This is a genomic window from Micromonospora sp. NPDC023814, assembly GCF_040639595.1.
GTDB lineage: Bacteria > Actinomycetota > Actinomycetes > Mycobacteriales > Micromonosporaceae > Micromonospora.
Genome location: NZ_JBFAAF010000015.1, coordinates 24632 through 43651, shown reverse-complemented (window position 1 = coordinate 43651; position 19020 = coordinate 24632). Strand labels below are relative to the sequence as shown.

Here is a 19020-nt window from a genome sequence, read left to right as displayed (position 1 = left end):
GCGGGACCGCGTCCGCGCCGCGGGTCAGACGTACGAGCCGGGCTCGCTGGGGGCGGAGACGGTGTGGGGCTCCTCGCCCTCGCCCATCGGGCGGGTGATCTGCACGCTGACCTTGTGCGGGCGCAGCTCGCCGCTGGCGATCCGCTCCGCGAAGTGGCAGGCGACCCGGCTTCCGCCGATCTCCCGCAGCACCGGCCGCTCGTCGGCGCAGCGGGTCGGCTGCGCCCACGGGCAGCGGGTGTGGAACCGGCAGCCCGCCGGCGGGTTGGCCGGCGAGGGCAGGTCGCCAGCGAGCAGGATGCGCTCCCGCCGATCCTCCACGTCCGGGTCCGGCACCGGCACCGCCGACATCAGCGCCCGGGTGTAGGGGTGCAGCGGCTCCGTGTAGAGCCGGTCGCTCGGCGCCTCCTCGACCAGCGCGCCGAGGTACATCACGCCGACCGTGTCGGAGATGTGCCGCACCACGGCGAGGTCGTGCGCGATCACCAGGTAGGTCAGGCCGAGGCTGTCCTGGAGCTCGTCGAGCAGGTTCACCACCTGGGCCTGGATCGACACGTCGAGCGCGGAGACCGGCTCGTCGGCGACGATCAGGTCGGGCCCGAGCACCAGCGCCCGGGCGATGCCGATGCGCTGCCGCTGGCCGCCCGAGAACTCGTGCGGGTAGCGGGAGAGCGCCCAGCGGGGCAGGCCGACCTTGTCCAGCGTCTCGCTGATGATCCGCCGCCGCTCGTCGCGGTTGCCGCCGATGCCGTGGGTCTGCAACCCCTCGGTGAGGATCGACTCGACGTTCTGCCGGGGGTCCAGGCTCGACATCGGGTCCTGGAAGATCATCTGCATCCGGCGGCGCATCGACCGCAGCTTGCCCGCCGGCAGCTTCGTCAGCTCGACGCCGTCGAAGGCGACCTCGCCGCCGGTGGGCGGGGTGAGCTGGAGCAGCGCCCGGCCGAGCGTCGACTTGCCGCACCCGGACTCGCCCACCAGGCCGTACGTCCTGCCGCGCGCGATGCGCAGGTCGACCCCGTCGACCGCCTTCACATGCCCGACCGTCCGGTCGAGGATCACCCCCCGCCGGATCGGGAAGTGCACCTTCAGGTCGCGGACCTCGACGAGGATGTCGCTCTCGGTCACGGCTTCTCCTCCTCGCGCGGGGCGGGCACCGGGCCCGCGGTCGCCTCCGCCGCCGGAGCGTCCGCCGCCGGGGCGGTGGCGGCGGCCCGCGGGGGCACGGTGCCGGGCAGCGGCGCCGGGTTGACGCAGCGGTAGCTGCGTCCGTCGTGGGCGTGCACCAGCGCGGGCGGCTCCCCCACGCACTCGTCGACCCGCCGGGCGCAGCGCGGCGCGAAGGCGCAGCCGTCCGGCCAGGGCAGCACGTCGCGGACCGAGCCGGGGATCGGGTTCAGTCGCTCCCCGCGCCCGGCGTCCAGGCGGGGCACCGAGCCGAGCAACCCCACGGTGTACGGGTGCCGGGGCTCGCGGAACAGCGGACGACGGCGGGCCGTCTCCACCACCCGGCCGGCGTAGAGCACGTTGATGGTGTCGCACATGCCGGCCACCACGCCCAGGTCGTGCGTGATCATGACGAGCGCGGTGCCGGAGTCGCGGACCAACTCCTTGAGCAGCTCCAGGATCTGCGCCTGAATGGTGACGTCCAGCGCCGTGGTCGGCTCGTCGGCGATCAGCAGCCGGGGCTTGCAGGCCACCGCCATCGCGATGAGGGCGCGCTGCCGCATGCCGCCGGAGAGCTGGTGCGGGTATTCCTTCAACCGCCGCTTCGGGTCGGGGATGCCGACCCGGTCCAGCAGCGCCGCCGCCTCCTTCTCGGCCGCCGCGCCCTTCATCCCCCGGTGCCGCGCGAGCACCTCGGTCACCTGCAACCCGATCGGGATGACCGGGTTCAGGGAGGACAGCGGGTCCTGGAAGATCATCGCGACGTCCCGGCCGCGGATGTCCCGCCGGGACCGGTCGTCGAGCTGGAGCAGGTCGGTGCCGTCGAAGACCGCCTTGCCGCCGACGCGCAGGCCCGGCTGCTTGGGCAGCAGGCCCATGATCGCCAGCGAGGTCACGCTCTTGCCACAGCCGGACTCACCGACCAGGCCGACCACCTCGCCGGCGTCGACGGAGAACGAGACACCGTCCACGGCGTGCACGGTGCGCTGACCGCGCCGGGCGAAGGTGACGGCGAGGTCGTCCACTTCGAGCAGGGACATTACCGACCCTCCGTCCGCGACTGCGGGGCTCGCAACTCTTCACACAGCCGACCTTCCGTTCGCGACTGCGGGGCTCGCAAGCTCACTCCTCGCGCTTCACACATGGGCACCTACTTCCGCAGCTTCGGGTCGAGGGCCTCGCGCATCGCCTCACCGAGCAGGGTGAAGCCGAGCGCGGTGATGATGATCGCGACCGCCGGGTAGATCGCCAGCCCCGGCCGGATGCCCAGGTACGGCTGCGCGTCGGCGAGCATCACGCCCCACTCCGGCACGGCCGTGTCGGGGTTGCCGAGGCCGAGGAAGGAGAGCGCGGCGGCCTCGATGATCGCGGTGGCCAGGGTCAGCGTGGCCTGCACGATCACCGGGGCGAGCGAGTTCGGCACCACGTGGGTGATCGCGATCTTCGACTTCTTCACGCCCAGCGAGGTGGCCGCCAGCACGTAGTCGCTGTTGGCCTGGGAGATCATCGAGCCGCGCAGCAGCCGGGCGAAGACCGGCACGGAGACCACGCCGACCGCGATCATCACGGTGATCAGGCTCGCCCCGAGCAGGGCGGCGATGCTCACCGCCAGCAGGAGGCTGGGCAGCGCCAGCATCATGTCGACGACTCGCATGAGCGCGGTGTCGACGGCCCGGCCCCACCGGCCGCCCAGCCCGGCCGCCGCGCCGGCGACCCCACCGATCAGGGCGCCGACCGCCAGACCGATCAGCGTGGAGACCACGCCGACGAGCAGGGTCTGCCGGGCGCCGACGATCATCCGGCTGAACACGTCGCGGCCCTGGTGGTCGTAGCCGAGCCAGTGGTCGCCGGAGGAGCCGGGGATGAGGCCCTGGCCCGACTTGACCACGCCCTCGCGGATGCCGATCGCGTCGGTCGGTCCGTACGGGACGAAGAACGGCCCGACGACCGCGACCAGGACGAAGAGCACCAGGATGACCGCGCCGATGATCGCCGCGGGGTTGCGCCGCAACCGGCGGAACGCCTCCTGCCAGAGGCTGACGCCGCGCTCGTCGTCCCGGGCGGCCAGCTCGGAGAGCCGGTCGATCTTTTCCTTCTTCTTGCCGGTGGTGATCGTCATCGGACCCTCACCCTCGGGTCGATCAGGCTGTAGGAGAGGTCGACCAGGAGGTTCACCAGCACGTACACCACCGCGATTATCATGATGAAGCCCATCAGCACCGGGTAGTCCCGCTGGCCGATGGCGTCGTAGATGAACGCCCCGATGCCGCTGAAGGCGAAGACGGTCTCGGTCAGCACCGCGCCGGAGAGCAGGCCGCCGGTGAGCAGGCCGATCGAGGTGACCACCGGCAGCATCGCGTTGCGCAGCACGTGCCGGCGGCGGACGGTCCGCTCGGTGAGGCCCTTGGCCTCGGCGGTGCGGACGAAGTCCTCGTTGAGCACCTCCAGCACGCTGGCCCGGGTGATCCGGACGATGATCGCGAGCGGGATGCTGGCCAGCGCGACGCCCGGCAGCACCAGGTGCCAGATCGCGTCGGCGGCGGCGTCCCACTCCCGCGTCATCAGGCCGTCGAGGACGAAGAAGTTGGTGACCCGGGTGGCGCCGAGCGTCGGGTCCTGCCGGCCGCTGGACGGGAACCAGCCGAGGTTCTCCGAGAAGATCGCCTTGAGCACGTAGGCCAGGAAGAAAACGGGGATGCAGATGCCGATCAGCGAGCCGCCGACCGAGAGGTGGTCGAGCATCCGGCCGCGACGGCGGGCGGCCAGGTAGCCGAGCGGAATGCCGAGCCCGATCGCGATCACCAGCGCCATGACGGTCAGCTCGACGGTGCCCGGGAAGCGCTCCAGGAACTCCGTGGTGACCGCGCGCTTGGTGGAGGTCGAGGTGCCGAGGTCGAGGCGGAGCAGCCGCCGCACGAAACGGCCGTACTGCACCAGGATCGGCTCGTCGAGGCCCATGTTGCGCCGGATCGCGGCGCGCATCTCGGGCGTCCCGCGCTCGCCGAGGATGGCGGTCTCGGGACCGCCGGGCAGTCGGCGGAGCCAGATGAAGAGCAGGAGGGAGAGCCCGAACAGCGTGGGTATCAGCTGGAGCAGGCGTCTGACGATGAACCGGAACACGGCGGCCTCGAAGGGGGTACGGAGGGCCGCGGGCGGACGCTGTCGAAACAGCGCCCGCCCGCGGTCGGAGCGTCAGGTCAGGACTTGAACTCGGCCGTTTCAAGCCGCTCGTCGGTGAGCGGGCTGGCCTTGACCCCGGTCACGTCCTTGCCGAACACGATCGCCGGCGGCGAGTGCGACACCGGGACGCCGGGCAGGAACTCCATGATGGCCTTGTTGAGGGCCTTGTACTTCTCCACCCGAGCCGCCTGGTCGGCGGTGGTGTCGGCGTCCTGGAACTGGTCGAACAGGGCCTTGTTGGTGAAGCCCCACTCGTCCTTCGGCCGGTCGAAGAAGGTGCCGATGAAGTTGTAGGCGTCGCCGTAGTCACCGGTCCAGCCGAGGAAGTGGATGTCGTGCTTGCTGCCGGAGGTGGTGGCGTTGAGGTAGTCCGGGCTCCACTTCAGCGGGATGGCCTCGACCTTGATGCCGACCGCCTTGAGGTCCGCCGAGAGCAGCTCGAAGATGTCCTTCGGGTTCGGCATGTAGGGGCGGGTGACCTCGGTCGGGTAGTGGAACTTCAGGGTCAGGTTCGTCGCGCCGGCCTCGGCCAGCAGCTGCTTGGCCTTCTCCGGGTTGTACTCGTACTTGGCGACGTCGCCGTTCCAGCCCTCGACCGTGTCCGGCATGAAGTTCTCGGCGACCTTGGCGCCCGGGGGCAGCTTCGAGTCGACCAGCGCCTGCCGGTTCAGGGCGTGCGCGATGGCCTGCCGGACCTTGATGTCGGCGAGCTTCGGGTTGCCCTTCTGGTTGATGGCCAGGTAGAGCACGTTGAACGCCGGGCGGGTCAGGACGTTGAAGCCCTCACCCTTCAGCGACTCGACGTCGGCCGGGCCGACCAGGTCGTAGCCCTGGATGTCGCCGGAGCGCAGCGCCTGCTTGCGGGCGTTCTCGTCCGAGATGGTCTTGAAGATGATGGTCTTCAGCTTGGCCTTGGTGCCGGCGTAGTCGTCGTTGCGCTCGATGGTGAGCGTCTTGTTGGCGACGTCCCAGGACTTGAACTTGAACGGGCCGGTGCCGGTCGGGTGCTCCATCGCGTACGCCGGGTACTTGATGTCCTCGGCGGTGCCGCCCACGTTGCTGGCGTCGTACTTCTCCAGCGCGGTCGGACTGTGGATGGAGAACGACGGCAGCATCAGCGCGGCCGGGATCTTGCTGGAGACCCGGGTGAAGGCCAGGTCCACGGTGGTGGCGTCCTTGGCGGTGCAGGACTTGAAGAGGCTCGGCGGCAGCTCCGCGTCCTCGTTCTTGGCGAAGCCGCCCATGACGTCCTGCCAGTACGCCGTCACGTCCGGGCTCTGCATGAGGCCCTTGGCGTTGTACCAGCGGTCGAAGTTCTTGCAGACCGCCTCGGCGTTGAAGTCGGTGCCGTCGTGGAACTTCACGCCGGAACGCAGCTTGAAGGTCCACGTCGTGCCGGCGGCGTCCGGAGTCCAGGACTCGGCCAGACCGGGGGTGATCTTCGTGCCCCCCTCCTCCGGCGTGACCAGCGTCTCGAAGATGCTGCGTGCGACGCGCAGCGACTCACCGTCGCTGGCGAAGCTCGGGTCGAGCACCTTCGGGTCTCCGGCGACGCCGAAGACGAGGGTGTCCTTCTTGCTACCGCCGGAACTGTCACCGCGGTCGCTCTCGGCGCAGCCTGCTACCGCGAGGGCCGCGACCGCGACGGCCGCGATCGCGACCTTCGGCCTGGATGCACGCATGGTGCTTCTCCTTGGGGGTACGGACAACGTGGTGACAGGGGTCACCGATGGCCGTGACCTTAGCCCTCGTTCGGACCGCCGGGAAACCGTCGCCGAACCGGTTGGTACCGGATCGTGTCTTAACCGAGGCGCCCCGCCCCGGAGGCAGCGCCAGACCGCCATCAATGGGGCGGAATGTCCAGGTTGGCCGATGCAAATTTGTTACATCTATCGACGCGCGCTTCGTCCACATGTCAGAGCCCACAGTGGATGTGGAAGCGCGTACGACGGTGGCCGGCACCGGGATCCGGTGCCGGCCACGATCGGCGGATCAGACGGCGCGGCGCCCCTCGAAGGCCCGGCCGAGGGTGATCTCGTCGGCGTACTCCAGGTCGCCGCCGACCGGCAGGCCGCTCGCCAGCCGGGTCACCGCGATGCCCATCGGCTTGACCATCAACGCCAGGTAGGTGGCGGTGGCCTCGCCCTCGGTGTTCGGGTCCGTGGCCAGGATCAGCTCCCGCACCGCGCCCCCGCTCAGGCGGGTCATCAGCTCGCGGATGCGCAGGTTGTCGGGCCCGATCCCCTCCAGCGGGTTGATCGCCCCGCCGAGCACGTGGTAGCGGCCCCGGAACTCACCGGTCCGCTCGATCGCGACCACGTCCTTCGGCTCCTCGACCACGCAGAGCACCTCGTCGGTGCGGCGCGGGTCGCGGCAGATCCGGCACTGGTCGGATTCGGCGACGTTGTAGCAACTGGTGCAGAACCGCACCAGCTCCTTGACCTTGCGCAGCGCGCCGGCCAGCCGGTTGACGTCGGCCGGGTCGGCCGACAGGACGTGGAAGGCGATCCGCTGGGCGCTCTTCGGGCCGACGCCCGGCAGCCGCCCCAGCTCGTCGATCAGGTCCTGGATGGCACCCTCGTACATCTGCCGCTCAGAAACCGGGCAGGCCGAGGCCGCCCATGCCGCCGGTGACCGGGCCCATCTTCTTCTCGGTCAGCTCCCGGGCCGCCTCGGCGGCGTTGTGCATCGCCGCGACGACCAGGTCCTCCAGGGTCTCCACGTCCTCCGGGTCGACCGCCCTGGGGTCGATCTTGATCGCCTTGAGCTCCCCGGTGCCGGCGACGGTCGCGGTCACCAGGCCGCCCCCGGCGGTGCCGGTCAGCTCGGCCTCGGCGAGCTCGGCCTGGGCCTTGGCGATCTGCTGCTGCATCTTCTGCGCCTGCTTCAGCATCTGCTGCATGTTCGGCTGTCCACCTGGGCGCACGGATGGCTCCTTCTCGCACTCGTCTGCTCGGCCGCCGCTCAGCCTATCCGCTGTGAGCGGCCCCGCCCCGGCCCGGTGCTTCCCCGTCCGGCGGGTCCCGGCGGACGATCACGGGCTCGACCGGAGGGAGACGCGGATGTCCCGGGAACAGGCCGCGACGGCCCCCTACCGGGCGTCCACCTCGTCGATCTTCTCGGCGCCGAACGCCTCGCGCAGCAGCCGTACCGCCTGCTCCTCGCTGGACTCCCGCGCGGTCCGCTCGTCGAGCACCTCGTCCAGCGGCTCGTCGCCCGGGTCGAAGCCCTCGTAGGTCGGGCTCGCCGGCTGGGCGCCGCCGGGGCGTCCCCCGCCGCCGCGCACCGGCCCGTCGAAGTCCGGGTCGTACGGCGGCTCGCCGGCCCAGTCGGCGTCCGCGGTCTTCCGGGCCGCCTGGGCCGGACGCGGACCGCGTCCCGCCGCAGCCGCCCGCGCCGCCGCGATCGCGCTGCTCACCGGTGGACCGGCGGGCGCGGCCTGCTGCGGCGCCGCCGAGGGACCGGCCGGCTTCGGTACGGCCGGCGCGGCGGTCGCCGACGCGCTGCCCGTCGGTGCGGTGGTCGTCGCCGCGCCCGCCGTCGAGGTGGCCGTCGACGTGCCGCCCGGCCGGGCCGGTTCCGGCCAGTCGTCGGCGCCCCCGGCCGCGCCACCCGGGCGGGCCGCTTCGGGCCAGTCCTCGGCGTCGTCGGCCGCGCCGCCGGGCCGGGCCGCCTCGGGCCAGTCCTCGGCGTCGTCGGCGGACGTGGCGCCGCCCCGCGCCGCACCGGCGCCGGACACCGGACGGGTCGCCCCGCCCTGGCCGCCCGCGCCACCACGAGGCCCACCGGCCACGCCATCGGGCCCGCCGGCCGCACCACTCGGACCGCTCGGGCCGCCGGACATGCCGCCGCCCGCGCCGTTGCCGGACGGGCCGGCGCCGCCCGGGGCCTGGTGGACGGGGGCGGCCGGCGGCGGGGAGGCCGGGCGGGCCGGAGCGGCGGGCCGGGACGGGCCACCGAGCGACGCGCCACCCCGCTCGCCGGCCACCTCGCAGCGGATCTGCCAGCGGCTGCCGAACTCCTCGTACAGCGCCTCGGCCAGCACCGAGGTGTGGTTGCCCATCATCTGCGCGAGCACCGGCGACTTGACGGTCAGCACCAGGGTGTCGCCGTCCACGTCGCGGACCACCGCGTCGCGCATCAGCGCGGCGGCCGGCTTCTTGATCCGGTTGACCTTGGCGACGATGTCCGGCCAGACCCGGCGCACCGCGACGGCGTCCAGCGCGCCCGCCGGAGCCGCACCGGGGCGGGGCGGCTCCGGGGTGGCCGGGTCGGGCATCACCGCCGAGGGCGGCACCGGACGGCGGGCGGGAGCATCGGCGGGCGGGCCACCGGCACCCACCGGGTCCGCGGCACCCGGGACCGCCTCCGCCGACCGGGAACCGGTGGCAGCCCCGGCTGCGGCGCGGGCGGCGGCGACACCGGACGGAGCGGCGGCAGCCGCCGGCGGGCCGGCGGGCCCCGGGTCGGGCGCGGCGGCAGCCGCGGTCGCGGCGGGAGTGTCGGGGCGTACCGGAGCCGGGGCGGCCGGCGCGGGGCCGGCGGCGGCTGGCGGCGCGTCGGTGCCGGCGAGGGTGAGCCGGCGCTCCATGCGCTCCAGACGCTGGAGCAGGCCGCCGGTGGTGTCGTCGGCACCGGGCAGCAGCATCCGGGCGCAGATCAGCTCCAGCAGCAGCCGGGGGGCGGTGGTGCCGCGCATCTCCACCAGGCCGTTGTGCACGATGTCGGCGCAGCGGGACAGGGTGCCCGGGCCGAGCCGCTGGGCCTGGGCGGCCATCCGCTCGATCTGGTCCGTCGGGCCGTCGATCAGGCCCTTGGCGGCGGCGTCCGGCACCTGCTGGAGCACGATCAGGTCGCGCAGCCGCTCCAGCAGGTCGGAGGCGAACCGGCGCGGGTCGTGCCCGGCCTCGGCCACCCGGTCGACGGTCGCGTACGCGGCCGCCCCGTCGCCGGCGGCCAGCGCGTCGCACATCTCGTCGATCAGGGCGGCGTCGGTGACACCGAGCAGCGCGGCGGCGCGGGGGTAGGTGACCCCCTCCGGCCCGGCCCCGGCGATGAGCTGGTCGAGCACGGAGAGACTGTCCCGGGCGCTGCCGCCGCCCGCGCGCACTACCAGCGGGAATACCGCCGGCTCGACCGCCACGCCCTCCGCCTCGCAGAGCTGCTCGAGGTAGGGCCGGAGCACCTTCGGCGGCATCAGCCGGAACGGGTAGTGGTGGGTCCGCGACTTGATCGTGCCGAGGACCTTCTCCGGCTCGGTGGTCGCGAAGATGAACTTGACGTACTCCGGCGGCTCCTCGACCAGCTTGAGCAGGGCGTTGAAGCCGGCCGACGAGACCATGTGCGCCTCGTCGATGACATAGATCTTGAAGCGGCTGCGGGCCGGCGCGAAGAACGCCTTCTCGCGCAGCTCGCGGGCGTCGTCGACGCCGCCGTGGCTGGCCGCGTCGATCTCGATGACGTCGATCGAGCCGGCGCCGTCGGTGGCCAGCGAGCGGCACGACTCGCACTGCCCGCACGGCTCCGGGGTGGGACCCTGCTCACAGTTGAGGGAGCGGGCCAGGATGCGGGCGCTGGAGGTCTTGCCGCAGCCACGGGGGCCGGAGAAGAGGTACGCGTGGTTGAGCCGCCCGCTGCGCAGCGCCTGCGACAGCGGCTCGGTGACGTGCTCCTGCCCGATGACCTCGGCGAAGGTGCGTGGCCGGTACTTGCGGTAGAGCGCCAGTGCCACCCGTCCCGCCTCCTCTCGACCGAGCCATTCTGCGCCGGTCAGCCGCGGGTGACCACCCACCCCGCCGGTGACCTGACCCGCAGGGACGTTACCGGCGCCCGGAGACAGAAAGGCCCCCCGTGCACCCGTCAGAGCCCGCTTATCCTTGCTGCCTTCCGGCCCTGGGGAGGTTCACGAGATGCACGCCGCACGGGGGGTACCGCCAAGCCTACCCGACCGGCGGCCGATCTTCAGGGGGTGGTGGGGTGGCCCACCCGCCGGAGACCTGTATCCTCGTCTGCGGAGGATTCGCCTAGAGGCCTAGGGCGCACGCTTGGAAAGCGTGTTGGGTTCACACCCTCACGAGTTCGAATCTCGTATCCTCCGCCGTCGACGAAGGGCCGGCTCCGCTTGGGGCCGGCCCTTCGTCGCTGTACGTCCCCGGGTGTCAGCCGATGACCGAGAGCGACGAGTGGGAGCCCGCCGTCCCGGTGATCAGGCGCTGGAACGGCGTCTCCCGGGCCCCGCCGGTGACCAGCCGTACGGAGAGGTAGTCCGCCCCGTCGGCCAGGTAGAGCGCGGTCCGCATGCCCGCGCCGCCGACGATCCACCTTCCGCCGCCGCCGGCCCGCTGGAACGAGCCGCCCTCCACGCTGACGGCCGAGGCGGCGATGTGGAAGCCGGCCGAGTGCTGGTCGCTGCTGCCGGTCCCCGTGGAGTCGGCGGTGCAGCCGGAGAGCGTGCAGTTCGGGGCGGCGATCTCGAACCCGTTGCCCGCGCTGTCCTGGGCCTCGCCGCCGTCTGCCCCCTGCGGGCGATCTTCGGGACGCCTCCGTCCGGGGTTCGAGAGGTGATCTCCGACGCAGGTCGATCAACCGACAGGGCCGGAACCATACGCTGGCAGCCGCACTCGACAGCGAGATATCCGGGCGGCGGCGACCTGAGGGCGACGACCGGCCCGGGGAAGGCGCGGACACAGATGAACACGATGTTGAACGCCGCCGAGATGCTGGCGGTGCTGGCCGCCGGTGTCGCGGCCGGTGCCATCAACGCGGTGGTGGGCTCGGGCACGCTGGTGACCTTCCCGGTCCTGCTGTCCCTGGGCTATCCACCGGTGGTGGCGAACGTGTCGAACACGGTCGGGCTGGTGCCGGGGTCGTTCTCCGGGGCGTACGCCTATCGCCGTGATCTTGCCGGGCACGGCCGGCTGCTGGCGCGGTTGGGCGTCGCGAGCGTGCTCGGGGGGATCACCGGGGGCGTACTGCTGCTGCGCCTGCCGCCGGGGGCATTCCGGGCCATCGTGCCGGCGTTGATCGGGCTGGCGTTGGTGCTGGTAGTGGTGCAGCCGCAACTGGCCCGGGCGCTGGCCCACCGGCGGCAGGGCCCGGCGGACGCGCCGCCGCCAGCCGACGGGGAGGTCCGGCACGTCGGGCCGCTCCTGCTCCTCGGCGTGTTCGCCACCGGGGTGTACGGCGGGTACTTCGGCGCCGCCCAGGGCGTGCTGCTGCTGGGGCTGCTCGGGGTGCTGCTCTCCACCGACCTGCGCTGGGTCAACGGGGTCAAGAACGTGCTCGCCGGCCTGGTGAACGGGGTCGCGGCGGTCCTGTTCATCGCCCTGGGCACGGTGGCCTGGCAGCCGGCCCTGCTCATCGCCGTGGGTTCCGTGGTGGGTGGCCTGGTCGGCGGCCGGTGGGGGCGCCGTCTGCCGCCGGCGGCGCTGCGCGCCGCGATCGTGGTCGTCGGGCTCGCCGCCCTGGTCAACCTGCTGGCCTGAGCCGGCGCCGCCCGCCGTGAGCCTGGCCGGTCATCCGCGCGCACGGGTCCAGGAGACGAAGCGGTCGGCCAGGTCCGCGGGGTTCACGTCGTGGTCCAGCATGGCGAGTTGCTCGGCGGCCTCGGCCTGGAGGGTCGCCAGGTAGACGATGAGCGCGACGCGGTCGTGGCGGTACTCGCCGAGCAGCCGCAGCTTCGCCGCCGAGCAGGGCCAGGCGATGCCGCACGCCCGGCAGCGCCAGGTGGGCCGGGTCGGGACGTGTTCGCGGCGTCGACTCACGGCCGGTCCGCCCTCGCCGCCTCTGCGGACCCTGGGCCGCCGGTGACCGACCCGGACGGATCGGCGACGACCGAGACCGGGTGGTCGGGCGGGGGCGCGGGTCGCGCCGTCGATCCGGCCGGCTCGGCGCCGGCGAAGAGCACCCCGACCCGGTCGACGCGGACGAAGGCGAAGCGCGCGCGGGTGCGGAGGGCGCCGTCCGGGGTGATCTCGTGGCCGCGTACCTCGGCCCACACCCGTCCCTCGAACGGGCCGATGCTCAGCACCTCGGTGATCCGCAGGGTCAGCGGTCCCTCGCCGAAACGGTACGCGTCGTCCGGCACGCGGATCGTCGCGCCGACGGCCAGGGGCATCCGTGGCTCCCGGCGAGGCGCGTCTTCCCTGCGAGACGCGTTCTCCCGGCGGGGCCCAGGCTCCCGACGGGGCGCAGGCTCCCGGCGAGGCGCGGGCTCCCGGCGAGGCGTGGGCGGGGTCGGCTGGCATTGACCGGCGACGGCATCGGGCCGGACGGGCAGCGGTGCCGGGCCGGGCGGCTGGCGGGTGGGCACGGGCGGGGCCTCCTCCGGGAGCGCGACGAGGAACGCGACGAGCGGGCTGGAGGGGGGCCGCCTCGCTCTCCCCGCCGAGGCGGCCCCGCGACTGGCACGACCGCCGGGCTACCTCACCTCCACCGGCCGCGCCGCCTTCGTCACCCCAACTTGCCGGCAGTGAGCAGACAGATACACCGCGTAAATGTATGGTCGCCAGATATTTGGGACATCCGATGGGAGGAGCCCGTGAACGACGCGCTGCGGGTCGCGCTCAGCGACACCGGGCACACGACCGAATCCCTCGCCGAGAAGGTCGGGGTCGACCCGAAGACGGTCGGCCGCTGGCTGACAGAGGACCGCATCCCGCATCCCCGACATCGGTTGGCGGCGGCGGAGGCCCTCCACCGGGACGTGTCGGACATCTGGCCGGACACTTCGAGACGTCGTGACCCGATCTGGTTCCGTCCGTGGCAGGAGATCGAGCGCGAGGCGGTGTCGCTGCGGTCGTACGAGTCGGTGGTGCTGCCCGGGCTGCTCCAGACCGAGGCGTACGCCCGGGCCGTGCTGACCGGCGGCGGCCTGTTCCCCCGGGGCGACGTCGAGCGGCACCTGGCGGCCCGGCTCGCACGGCAGGGCATCCTCCGGCAGGACGAGCCGCCGCTGTTCACGGCCGTCGTCGACGAGGCGGTGCTGCGCCGGCCGGTCGGCGGCCGGGCCACCATGCGCGAGCAGCTCCGGGCCCTGGTCACCGCCTGCGCCGAGCCGCACGTCCGGGTGCACGTCGTGCCGTCGTCGGTCGGCGCCTACGCGGGCCTGAACGGGCCGTTCGTCATCGCCAACAGCCACGACCACCGGATCGCCGGCTATCTCGACAACCAACTCCAGGGCCAAGTGGTTAGCGACCCCGCGGACATCGCCGCCATGATGGCTGCGTGGGAGAACGTGCGCGGCGAGGCGCTGACCCACTGGCAGTCTGTCGATCTCATCTCGGAGGTGGCGGAGACATGGAGCTGAATGGCGCGCGGTGGCGCAAGAGCAGCCGCAGCAGCGGCAACGGCGGCAACTGCGTCGAGGTCGCCGACAACCTGCCCGGCGTCGTCGCCGTGCGCGACTCGAAGGACCCGGCCGGCCCGGCGCTCGCCTTCCCGCCGGCGGCGTGGCGCGCGTTCGTCGGCCGGATCACCGAGCGCCCCTGACCCGGCGGCGGCAACCAAGCAGCGGCGACCGAGCGGCGGCGGCCCGGGTCGGTATCCGGGGCTGCGGGAAGCTCTCCGCGGCCCCGGACGACCGGTCACCCCTGCGGCGCCGGCGCGGCCTCCAGGGTCGCCAGCGCCCGCCGCAACGCGCCGGCCCGCCCGGCCGGCGTGCGCGCCTTGAGCAGCGGCAGGAAGATCCCGTACCGGTCGCTGCGGCTCAGGGCCTCGAACGCCGCGCGGGCACGGTCGCTGCCCGCGAGCGCCGCGACGAGATCCTCGGGTACGTCTGCGCTGCGCTGCGGGGCGTACGCCGTCGCCCATCGACCGTCGGCCTTCGCGGCCTCGACCTGCGCGCGGCCGGCGGGGCGCATCCGGCCGGCCGCCTCCAGGGCCGCGACGCGGTCGACGTTGACCGCGACCACGGGCTGCCCGGCCGGCGCGGCGAATAGCGCTGGAGGAAGTGCGTCGCGTCCAGGCGGCGGCGGTGGCTGTCGATCCAGCCGTGGCAGATCGCGACGTCGCCGGCCTGCGCCGCGCTCATGGCGACCGCGCCCGAGCCTCTGGGGGGAATCGCCAGCCAGGCTTCGGACCGGGTGCCGTGCGCGGCGAGCCACCGGTCCCACTCGTCGGCGTCCGCGAATCGGATGATCTCGACCTCGTCCACGACTGTCAGCCCTGCCCGGTGAGGATCTCGACGTGGTGCGGGTTGTACATGACGCCCAGCAGGTTGCCGAACGGGTCGACCACGGTGGCGGTCACGAAGCCGCTGCCGCGGTCCTGCGGCGGCTCGTGCGGGGTGGCGCCCAGGGCGAGCAGCCGCGCGAACATGCCGTGCACGTCGTCGACGTGCCAGTACAGGACGACGCCGCCCGGCCCGGACGCCGCGCCCGGCGGCCGGTAGCGGCTGTCGATGAGGCCCAGCTCGTCCTGGTGGTCGCCGAGGCGCCATTCCGCGTAGCCGTCGCGCAGGAAGTACGGCTCGAAGCCGATCAGTTCCGTGTACCAGCCCTTGGCCGCCTGCCAGTCCGCCGCCCAGTAGCTGACGTTGGCCATGCCGCGCAGTCTCGGTGTCTCCGTCATGACCTGACGCTAGGACGGGTTGAGGAACATCAGCTTCCTCAACCTCGGGCAGAATCGGGAAATGCTGGAAACCTCGGTACGGCTCCTGCGGCTCCTCTCGCTCCTCCAGCAGCGGCGCGACTGGTCCGGCGCCGACCTGGCGACCCGGCTGGCGGTCACCACCCGGACCGTCCGCAACGACGTCGACCGGCTCCGGCAGCTCGGCTACCAGGTGGACTCGACCACCGGCCCGGCCGGCGGCTACCGCCTCGGCGCCGGCACCGCGCTACCGCCGCTGCTGCTCGACGACGACGAGGCGGTGGCGGTCGCGGTCGGCCTGCGGGCCGCCGCGGCGGGCTCGGTCACCGGCATCGAGGACGCGTCGCTGCGGGCGCTGACCAAGCTCGAACGGACCCTGCCGGCGCGGCTGCGCCCGCGCGTCGACGCCCTGCGCACCACCACGGTCTCGGCGGCCGGCGGCGGGCCGACCGTCGACGCCGACACGCTGACCACCGTCGCGGCGGCGGCACACCGGCACGAACGGCTGCGGTTCGAGTACGCCGGCCACGGCGGGAGCGCCAGCGTGCGCGACGTCGAGCCACACACCCTCGTCTACACGGGCCGCCGCTGGTACCTGCTGGCCTGGGACACGGACCGGCGGGACTGGCGCACGTTCCGCGCCGACCGGCTGCGTCCGCTGCCGCCGGCCGGACCACGGTTCGTGCCGCGCGAGCCGCCGGGCGGCGACGCGGCGGCGCACGTGCTGCGCGGGGTCCGCTCGCTGGTCTGGGCGTACCAGGCGCGCATCCGGTTCCAGGCGCCGGCCGCCGTGGTGGCCGAGCGGAGCACCCCCACCTCCGGCGAGATCATCCCGCTCGACGACGCGACGTGCGAGCTGGTCACCGGCACCGACTCGCTGCACGACCTGGCCACGTACCTGAGCAAGTTCGACGTCCCGTTCACGGTCCTGGCTCCCCCCGAACTCCACGACCTCCTCCACACCCTCGCCACGCGCTACCTTCGCCGCCCTTCCCCACCCACCCCGGCGATCTCGCACTTCGGGCCCGGGCGAAGGCCCGCATTCCGCCTGAAACGGGGGCCGAAAGTGCAAGATCGCGGGGGTTGACGGTCCCCACGGCGGCGGGGGTGGGCGGGTAGCGTGCGGTGGTTGGTGGCGGAGGCAGGTCCGTCGTACACATGTTCCATCCACAGGCTGTGGACGGCGGAGGGCTCCGATGGGTTATCAGCTCAGCGCGGTCGTCGCGGACGCCGAGCTGCTCCGCGAGCAGACCGCCGACCTCGACCACGCGGTCGTCGGCGAGCTGCGCCAGGACTTCGCGCTGCTGCCGGTCACCCCGCAACTGGTCGAGGAGCTGACCGGGGCGCTGCCCGATTTCTCCGTGGCGGAACGGTCGCCGGCGGAGCCGTTCCACCTGGTGCTCTCGGCCGCCCTCGCCGGGGTCCTCGCGGGCTGGTCGCGGTCGGGTCCGGTGGCGTACCTGGAGGCGGAGTTCGCCGGCGGCGCCGGCTACCAGTCGGCGGTGGTGTGGCTCGGCGGCGGGGTGAGCTGGGGGCCGCGCGTCGACCACCTCTTCGACGGGCCGCGGTCGGAGTGGCCGCTCAACGCCGCGCTCGCCCGGCTCGGCGCGGAGCCCGGCGCGTGGATCGACCCGTTCGCCGAGCTGGGCCTGCACGTCGAGCGGAGCACCGCCGGGTGGCTCGCGCACGGCCGCCGGCGGTTGAGCGCCGACTACTGGGACGAGCTGGCCGACGAGTGGGAAAGCCGGCAATCTGGGGACGAGCAGCAACCTGAGCGCCCCGGCCCCGTTGGGGACTGGGGGATTCTATGAAATTGCGACAATTCGTCTTCATCGCGACGCTGCTGACGGCTGCCTCGATCGCGGGCAGTGGCGCGCGCCCGCAACTGCCCGAAATGGACGGCCGGCCCGCCGGGGCCCTCGACGTGGTCGGCCTGAACGGGCTCCACAACATCGAGTTCGGCGACACCGAGGACGAGCTAACCCGGCGGGGCATCCTGCGTACCGACGTCGACGCCTGCGGCCCGTCACTCGCCGGGCACGGCACGACCAGCCCGATCTTCGTCGATGACCGGCTCGTGCTGCTCTGGCTCGGCGACGCGACGCGCACCCCGGAGGGCGTCACCGCCGGCAGCCCCGTCGACGAGGTCTGGAGCCGCTACCCGTCGGCGCGCGAGCTGGAGGCTCCACACGGGACGCACCGGTTCGACGGGCTGCTCGCCCGGCGGGGCGACCGCGCGTACCTGTTCCTGCACGACGGGCGCACGGTCCGCAAGATCATCGTCGGGTACGCCGAGTGGGCCCAGCGCCTCTTCGAGGAGGGCCACAGCCCCTGCTGAACTCCGCCGGTCGGTCTTCGACACCAGCGGCGTGCGGTACCGCGGCCCGACCGGCTACGCCTTGCGGATGGACCGGGCGTCGACGGGGTCGGGGGCGCGGCAGGCATGTGCAGCGGAGTGCCGGGTATCCGCCGGACATGGCGCGGTACACGAAGCCCGAGCTGAGAGAACAGCTCAAGGAAGAGATCATGGCTTCCGACAAGGGCGGCAGGCAGAGGCAGTGGTCGGCGCGCAAGTCGCAACGGCTCACCAAGGAGTACCAGAAGCGCGGCGGAGGCTACGAGGGCCCGAAGGACGAGCGGCAGAAGTCCCTGCAGCGTTGGGGCGGCGAGCACTGGCAGACCAGGGAAGGCGACACCCGGGCGCGGCACGGCGACGAGACGAGTCGATACCTGCCCAAACAGGCCTGGGAGCAGCTCTCCGACGAGGAGCAGCGCAAGACCGACGCCAAGAAGCGGAAGGAGTCGAGGTCCGGCAAGCAGTACGTCGCCAACACCGAGCGGGCCAGCCGCGCACGCCGGAACGCCACGTCGGTCGGGCGGCTGTCGGAGCTGCCGGTTGCCGAGGCGGCCAAGCTCGTCCGGGGCCTCGACACGGGCCAACTCAAGGCGGCACTGCGGAACGAACGCGACAACAAGGGTCGCAAGACGCTCATCCAGCGGCTGGAGTCGGAACTCGACCGGCGCTGACGGGCGTCCGGGTTACCGCGCCCGCTCGCGTACCGCCGAAACCGGGACACACGCGGAACGCCCGGCCGATCCTCGCGGATCGACCGGGCGTTCTCGCTGTTCACGAGCGGTGGCGGCGGGATTTGAACCCGCGGAGGGCGTAAACCCTCACACGCTTTCGAGGCGTGCTCCTTAGGCCACTCGGACACGCCACCGCCGACGAGGGTACAGGACCGCGGGTCTGGATGCCGAACCGGTATCCCCGCCTCCGGCCTGGCAGGATCTTTGCCATGAGTACGCACATCGGCGCGAAGCCGGGAGAGATCGCCGAGCGGGTCCTGATGCCGGGCGACCCGCTGCGGGCCAAGTGGATCGCGGAGACCTACCTCGAGGGCGCCAGCTGCTACTCGACGGTCCGGGGCATGCTGGGCTTCACCGGCCGCTGGAACGGCGTCGAGGTCTCCGTCCAGGGCTCCGGCATGGGCATGCCCTCCGCCTCGATCTACGCCCACGAGCTGGTCAACGAGTACGGCGTGAAGAGCATGATCCGGGTCGGCTCCTGCGGCGCCCTGACCGAGGACCTGCGGCTGCGCGACGTGATCGCGGCGATCGGCTCGTCCACCGACTCGAACATGAACCGGATGCGTTTCGACGGGCTGATCGACTACGCCCCGGTCGCGGACTTCGGGCTGCTGCGCACGTCGGTCGAGGTGGCCGAGCGGCGCGGCATCGCCATGCGGGTGGGCCCGATCCTGGCGGCGGACGCCTTCTACACCGACCGCCCGGACCTCTACGACAACCTCGCCGACTACGGCGTGCTGGCGGTGGAGATGGAGTCGGCGGCGCTCTACACGATCGCCGCCCGATTCAAGGCCCGCGCGCTGACCCTGCTGACGGTCAGCGACCACATCAAGACGGGCGAGAAGACCACCTCCGAGGAGCGCGAGCAGACTTTCAGCCAGATGGTCGAGATCGCCCTGGACACGATCATCGCCTGATCCCCTCCCCTTCGGCTCCACCGCCCCGTCGTCCGTTGGACGGCGGGGCGGTGTCGTGACGACCGTCACCCGACAAAACTAT

The 19020-nt window shown here is 72.8% G+C and carries 22 protein-coding genes, 2 tRNA genes and 1 other RNA gene; 10 read left to right on the top strand and 15 right to left on the bottom strand.

What is annotated here, in order from left to right; translation table 11 throughout:
• Nucleotides 1-24: 24 nt before the first annotated feature.
• The 9 genes from AB0G14_RS10990 to ffs all read right to left on the bottom strand — a co-directional run bounded on the left by AB0G14_RS10990 (nucleotide 25) and on the right by ffs (nucleotide 10277).
• The gene (locus AB0G14_RS10990) at nucleotides 25-1128 is read right to left on the bottom strand and encodes an oligopeptide/dipeptide ABC transporter ATP-binding protein (RefSeq protein WP_357456356.1); all 1104 of its coding nucleotides are present in this window, start codon (nucleotides 1126-1128) and stop codon (nucleotides 25-27) included.
• Nucleotides 1125-2207: an ABC transporter ATP-binding protein gene (locus AB0G14_RS10985; protein WP_357696030.1), complete on the bottom strand. Its 1083-nt coding sequence runs from the start codon at nucleotides 2205-2207 to the stop codon at nucleotides 1125-1127. Before AB0G14_RS10985 ends, AB0G14_RS10990 begins: the two co-directional genes overlap by 4 nt.
• 110 nt (nucleotides 2208-2317) lie before the next feature.
• Nucleotides 2318-3286, bottom strand: a complete 969-nt coding sequence (locus AB0G14_RS10980; RefSeq protein ID WP_357696028.1) for an ABC transporter permease — start codon at nucleotides 3284-3286, stop codon at nucleotides 2318-2320.
• Nucleotides 3283-4287 carry an ABC transporter permease gene (locus AB0G14_RS10975; RefSeq protein ID WP_357696026.1) on the bottom strand — a complete coding sequence of 335 codons (1005 nt, stop codon included), beginning with the start codon at nucleotides 4285-4287 and terminating at the stop codon, nucleotides 3283-3285. Before AB0G14_RS10975 ends, AB0G14_RS10980 begins: the two co-directional genes overlap by 4 nt.
• 77 nt (nucleotides 4288-4364) lie before the next feature.
• Nucleotides 4365-6029 carry an ABC transporter substrate-binding protein gene (locus AB0G14_RS10970; RefSeq protein WP_357696024.1) on the bottom strand — a complete coding sequence of 555 codons (1665 nt, stop codon included), beginning with the start codon at nucleotides 6027-6029 and terminating at the stop codon, nucleotides 4365-4367.
• 310 nt (nucleotides 6030-6339) lie between these two features.
• Nucleotides 6340-6933 carry a recombination mediator RecR gene (gene recR / locus AB0G14_RS10965; RefSeq protein ID WP_357696022.1) on the bottom strand — a complete coding sequence of 198 codons (594 nt, stop codon included), beginning with the start codon at nucleotides 6931-6933 and terminating at the stop codon, nucleotides 6340-6342.
• 7 nt (nucleotides 6934-6940) lie between these two features.
• Entirely contained in the window at nucleotides 6941-7249 is a 309-nt protein-coding gene (locus AB0G14_RS10960) for a YbaB/EbfC family nucleoid-associated protein (RefSeq protein ID WP_357696159.1), read from the bottom strand.
• Nucleotides 7250-7438: 189 nt separating this feature from the next.
• Nucleotides 7439-10078 carry a DNA polymerase III subunit gamma and tau gene (locus AB0G14_RS10955; RefSeq protein ID WP_357696020.1) on the bottom strand — a complete coding sequence of 880 codons (2640 nt, stop codon included), beginning with the start codon at nucleotides 10076-10078 and terminating at the stop codon, nucleotides 7439-7441.
• A 108-nt stretch (nucleotides 10079-10186) separates the two neighbouring features.
• Nucleotides 10187-10277: signal recognition particle sRNA small type (ffs, locus tag AB0G14_RS10950), an RNA gene on the bottom strand.
• An 82-nt stretch (nucleotides 10278-10359) separates the two neighbouring features.
• Between ffs and AB0G14_RS10945 the strand changes: the two genes are divergently transcribed.
• Nucleotides 10360-10444 (top strand) — tRNA-Ser (locus tag AB0G14_RS10945).
• 61 nt (nucleotides 10445-10505) lie between these two features.
• Here the strand turns inward: AB0G14_RS10945 and AB0G14_RS10940 are convergent.
• Nucleotides 10506-10646, bottom strand: a complete 141-nt coding sequence (locus tag AB0G14_RS10940; protein WP_357696018.1) for a hypothetical protein — start codon at nucleotides 10644-10646, stop codon at nucleotides 10506-10508.
• Between AB0G14_RS10940 and AB0G14_RS10935 the strand changes: the two genes are divergently transcribed.
• A complete protein-coding gene (locus tag AB0G14_RS10935; RefSeq protein ID WP_357696016.1) occupies nucleotides 10645-10911 on the top strand; it encodes a hypothetical protein in 267 nt (88 codons plus the stop codon). The genes AB0G14_RS10940 and AB0G14_RS10935 overlap by 2 nt on opposite strands.
• A gap of 125 nt (nucleotides 10912-11036) precedes the next feature.
• Nucleotides 11037-11831, top strand: coding sequence for a sulfite exporter TauE/SafE family protein (locus AB0G14_RS10930; RefSeq protein ID WP_357696014.1), 795 nt, complete (start codon nucleotides 11037-11039; stop codon nucleotides 11829-11831).
• Between the two features lie 30 nt (nucleotides 11832-11861).
• Here the strand turns inward: AB0G14_RS10930 and AB0G14_RS10925 are convergent, their stop codons facing one another.
• Complete coding sequence (locus AB0G14_RS10925) at nucleotides 11862-12110, bottom strand: flavin reductase (RefSeq protein WP_357696012.1); 249 nt, start codon at nucleotides 12108-12110, stop codon at nucleotides 11862-11864.
• The gene (locus AB0G14_RS10920; protein WP_357696010.1) at nucleotides 12107-12463 is read right to left on the bottom strand and encodes a hypothetical protein; all 357 of its coding nucleotides are present in this window, start codon (nucleotides 12461-12463) and stop codon (nucleotides 12107-12109) included. The genes AB0G14_RS10925 and AB0G14_RS10920 overlap by 4 nt, the downstream gene beginning before the upstream one ends.
• Nucleotides 12464-12886: 423 nt before the next feature.
• Between AB0G14_RS10920 and AB0G14_RS10915 the strand changes: the two genes are divergently transcribed.
• Together AB0G14_RS10915 and AB0G14_RS10910 are read left to right on the top strand one after the other, a co-directional pair.
• Entirely contained in the window at nucleotides 12887-13654 is a 768-nt protein-coding gene (locus AB0G14_RS10915) for a helix-turn-helix transcriptional regulator (protein ID WP_357696008.1), read from the top strand.
• Nucleotides 13645-13836: a DUF397 domain-containing protein gene (locus AB0G14_RS10910; RefSeq protein ID WP_357696006.1), complete on the top strand. Its 192-nt coding sequence runs from the start codon at nucleotides 13645-13647 to the stop codon at nucleotides 13834-13836. Before AB0G14_RS10915 ends, AB0G14_RS10910 begins: the two co-directional genes overlap by 10 nt.
• Before the next feature lie 95 nt (nucleotides 13837-13931).
• Here AB0G14_RS10910 and AB0G14_RS10905 read toward each other — a convergent pair whose 3' ends face one another.
• Both AB0G14_RS10905 and AB0G14_RS10900 read right to left on the bottom strand, forming a co-directional pair.
• Entirely contained in the window at nucleotides 13932-14258 is a 327-nt protein-coding gene (locus tag AB0G14_RS10905; RefSeq protein WP_357696004.1) for a YdeI/OmpD-associated family protein, read from the bottom strand.
• Between the two features lie 247 nt (nucleotides 14259-14505).
• On the bottom strand, nucleotides 14506-14916 hold the full coding sequence (locus AB0G14_RS10900; RefSeq protein WP_357696002.1) for a VOC family protein: 411 nt from the start codon (nucleotides 14914-14916) through the stop codon (nucleotides 14506-14508).
• A gap of 61 nt (nucleotides 14917-14977) precedes the next feature.
• On the opposite strand from AB0G14_RS10900, the gene AB0G14_RS10895 reads away from it, so the two are divergent.
• The 4 genes from AB0G14_RS10895 (at nucleotide 14978) to AB0G14_RS10880 (ending at nucleotide 17961) form a co-directional block, all read left to right on the top strand.
• Nucleotides 14978-16021 (top strand): WYL domain-containing protein, encoded by a 1044-nt coding sequence (locus AB0G14_RS10895; protein WP_357696000.1) that lies wholly within the window; start codon nucleotides 14978-14980, stop codon nucleotides 16019-16021.
• A 109-nt stretch (nucleotides 16022-16130) separates the two neighbouring features.
• Entirely contained in the window at nucleotides 16131-16745 is a 615-nt protein-coding gene (locus tag AB0G14_RS10890; protein ID WP_357695998.1) for a hypothetical protein, read from the top strand.
• Nucleotides 16746-16777: 32 nt separating this feature from the next.
• Nucleotides 16778-17272: a hypothetical protein gene (locus AB0G14_RS10885; RefSeq protein ID WP_357696157.1), complete on the top strand. Its 495-nt coding sequence runs from the start codon at nucleotides 16778-16780 to the stop codon at nucleotides 17270-17272.
• A gap of 137 nt (nucleotides 17273-17409) precedes the next feature.
• Entirely contained in the window at nucleotides 17410-17961 is a 552-nt protein-coding gene (locus tag AB0G14_RS10880; RefSeq protein WP_357695996.1) for a hypothetical protein, read from the top strand.
• Nucleotides 17962-18068: 107 nt separating this feature from the next.
• Here the strand turns inward: AB0G14_RS10880 and AB0G14_RS10875 are convergent.
• Nucleotides 18069-18155, bottom strand: a tRNA-Ser gene (locus AB0G14_RS10875).
• Nucleotides 18156-18230: 75 nt separating this feature from the next.
• Here AB0G14_RS10875 and deoD point away from each other — a divergent pair.
• Nucleotides 18231-18938: a purine-nucleoside phosphorylase gene (gene deoD, locus AB0G14_RS10870; RefSeq protein WP_357695994.1), complete on the top strand. Its 708-nt coding sequence runs from the start codon at nucleotides 18231-18233 to the stop codon at nucleotides 18936-18938.
• Nucleotides 18939-19020: the final 82 nt, after the last annotated feature.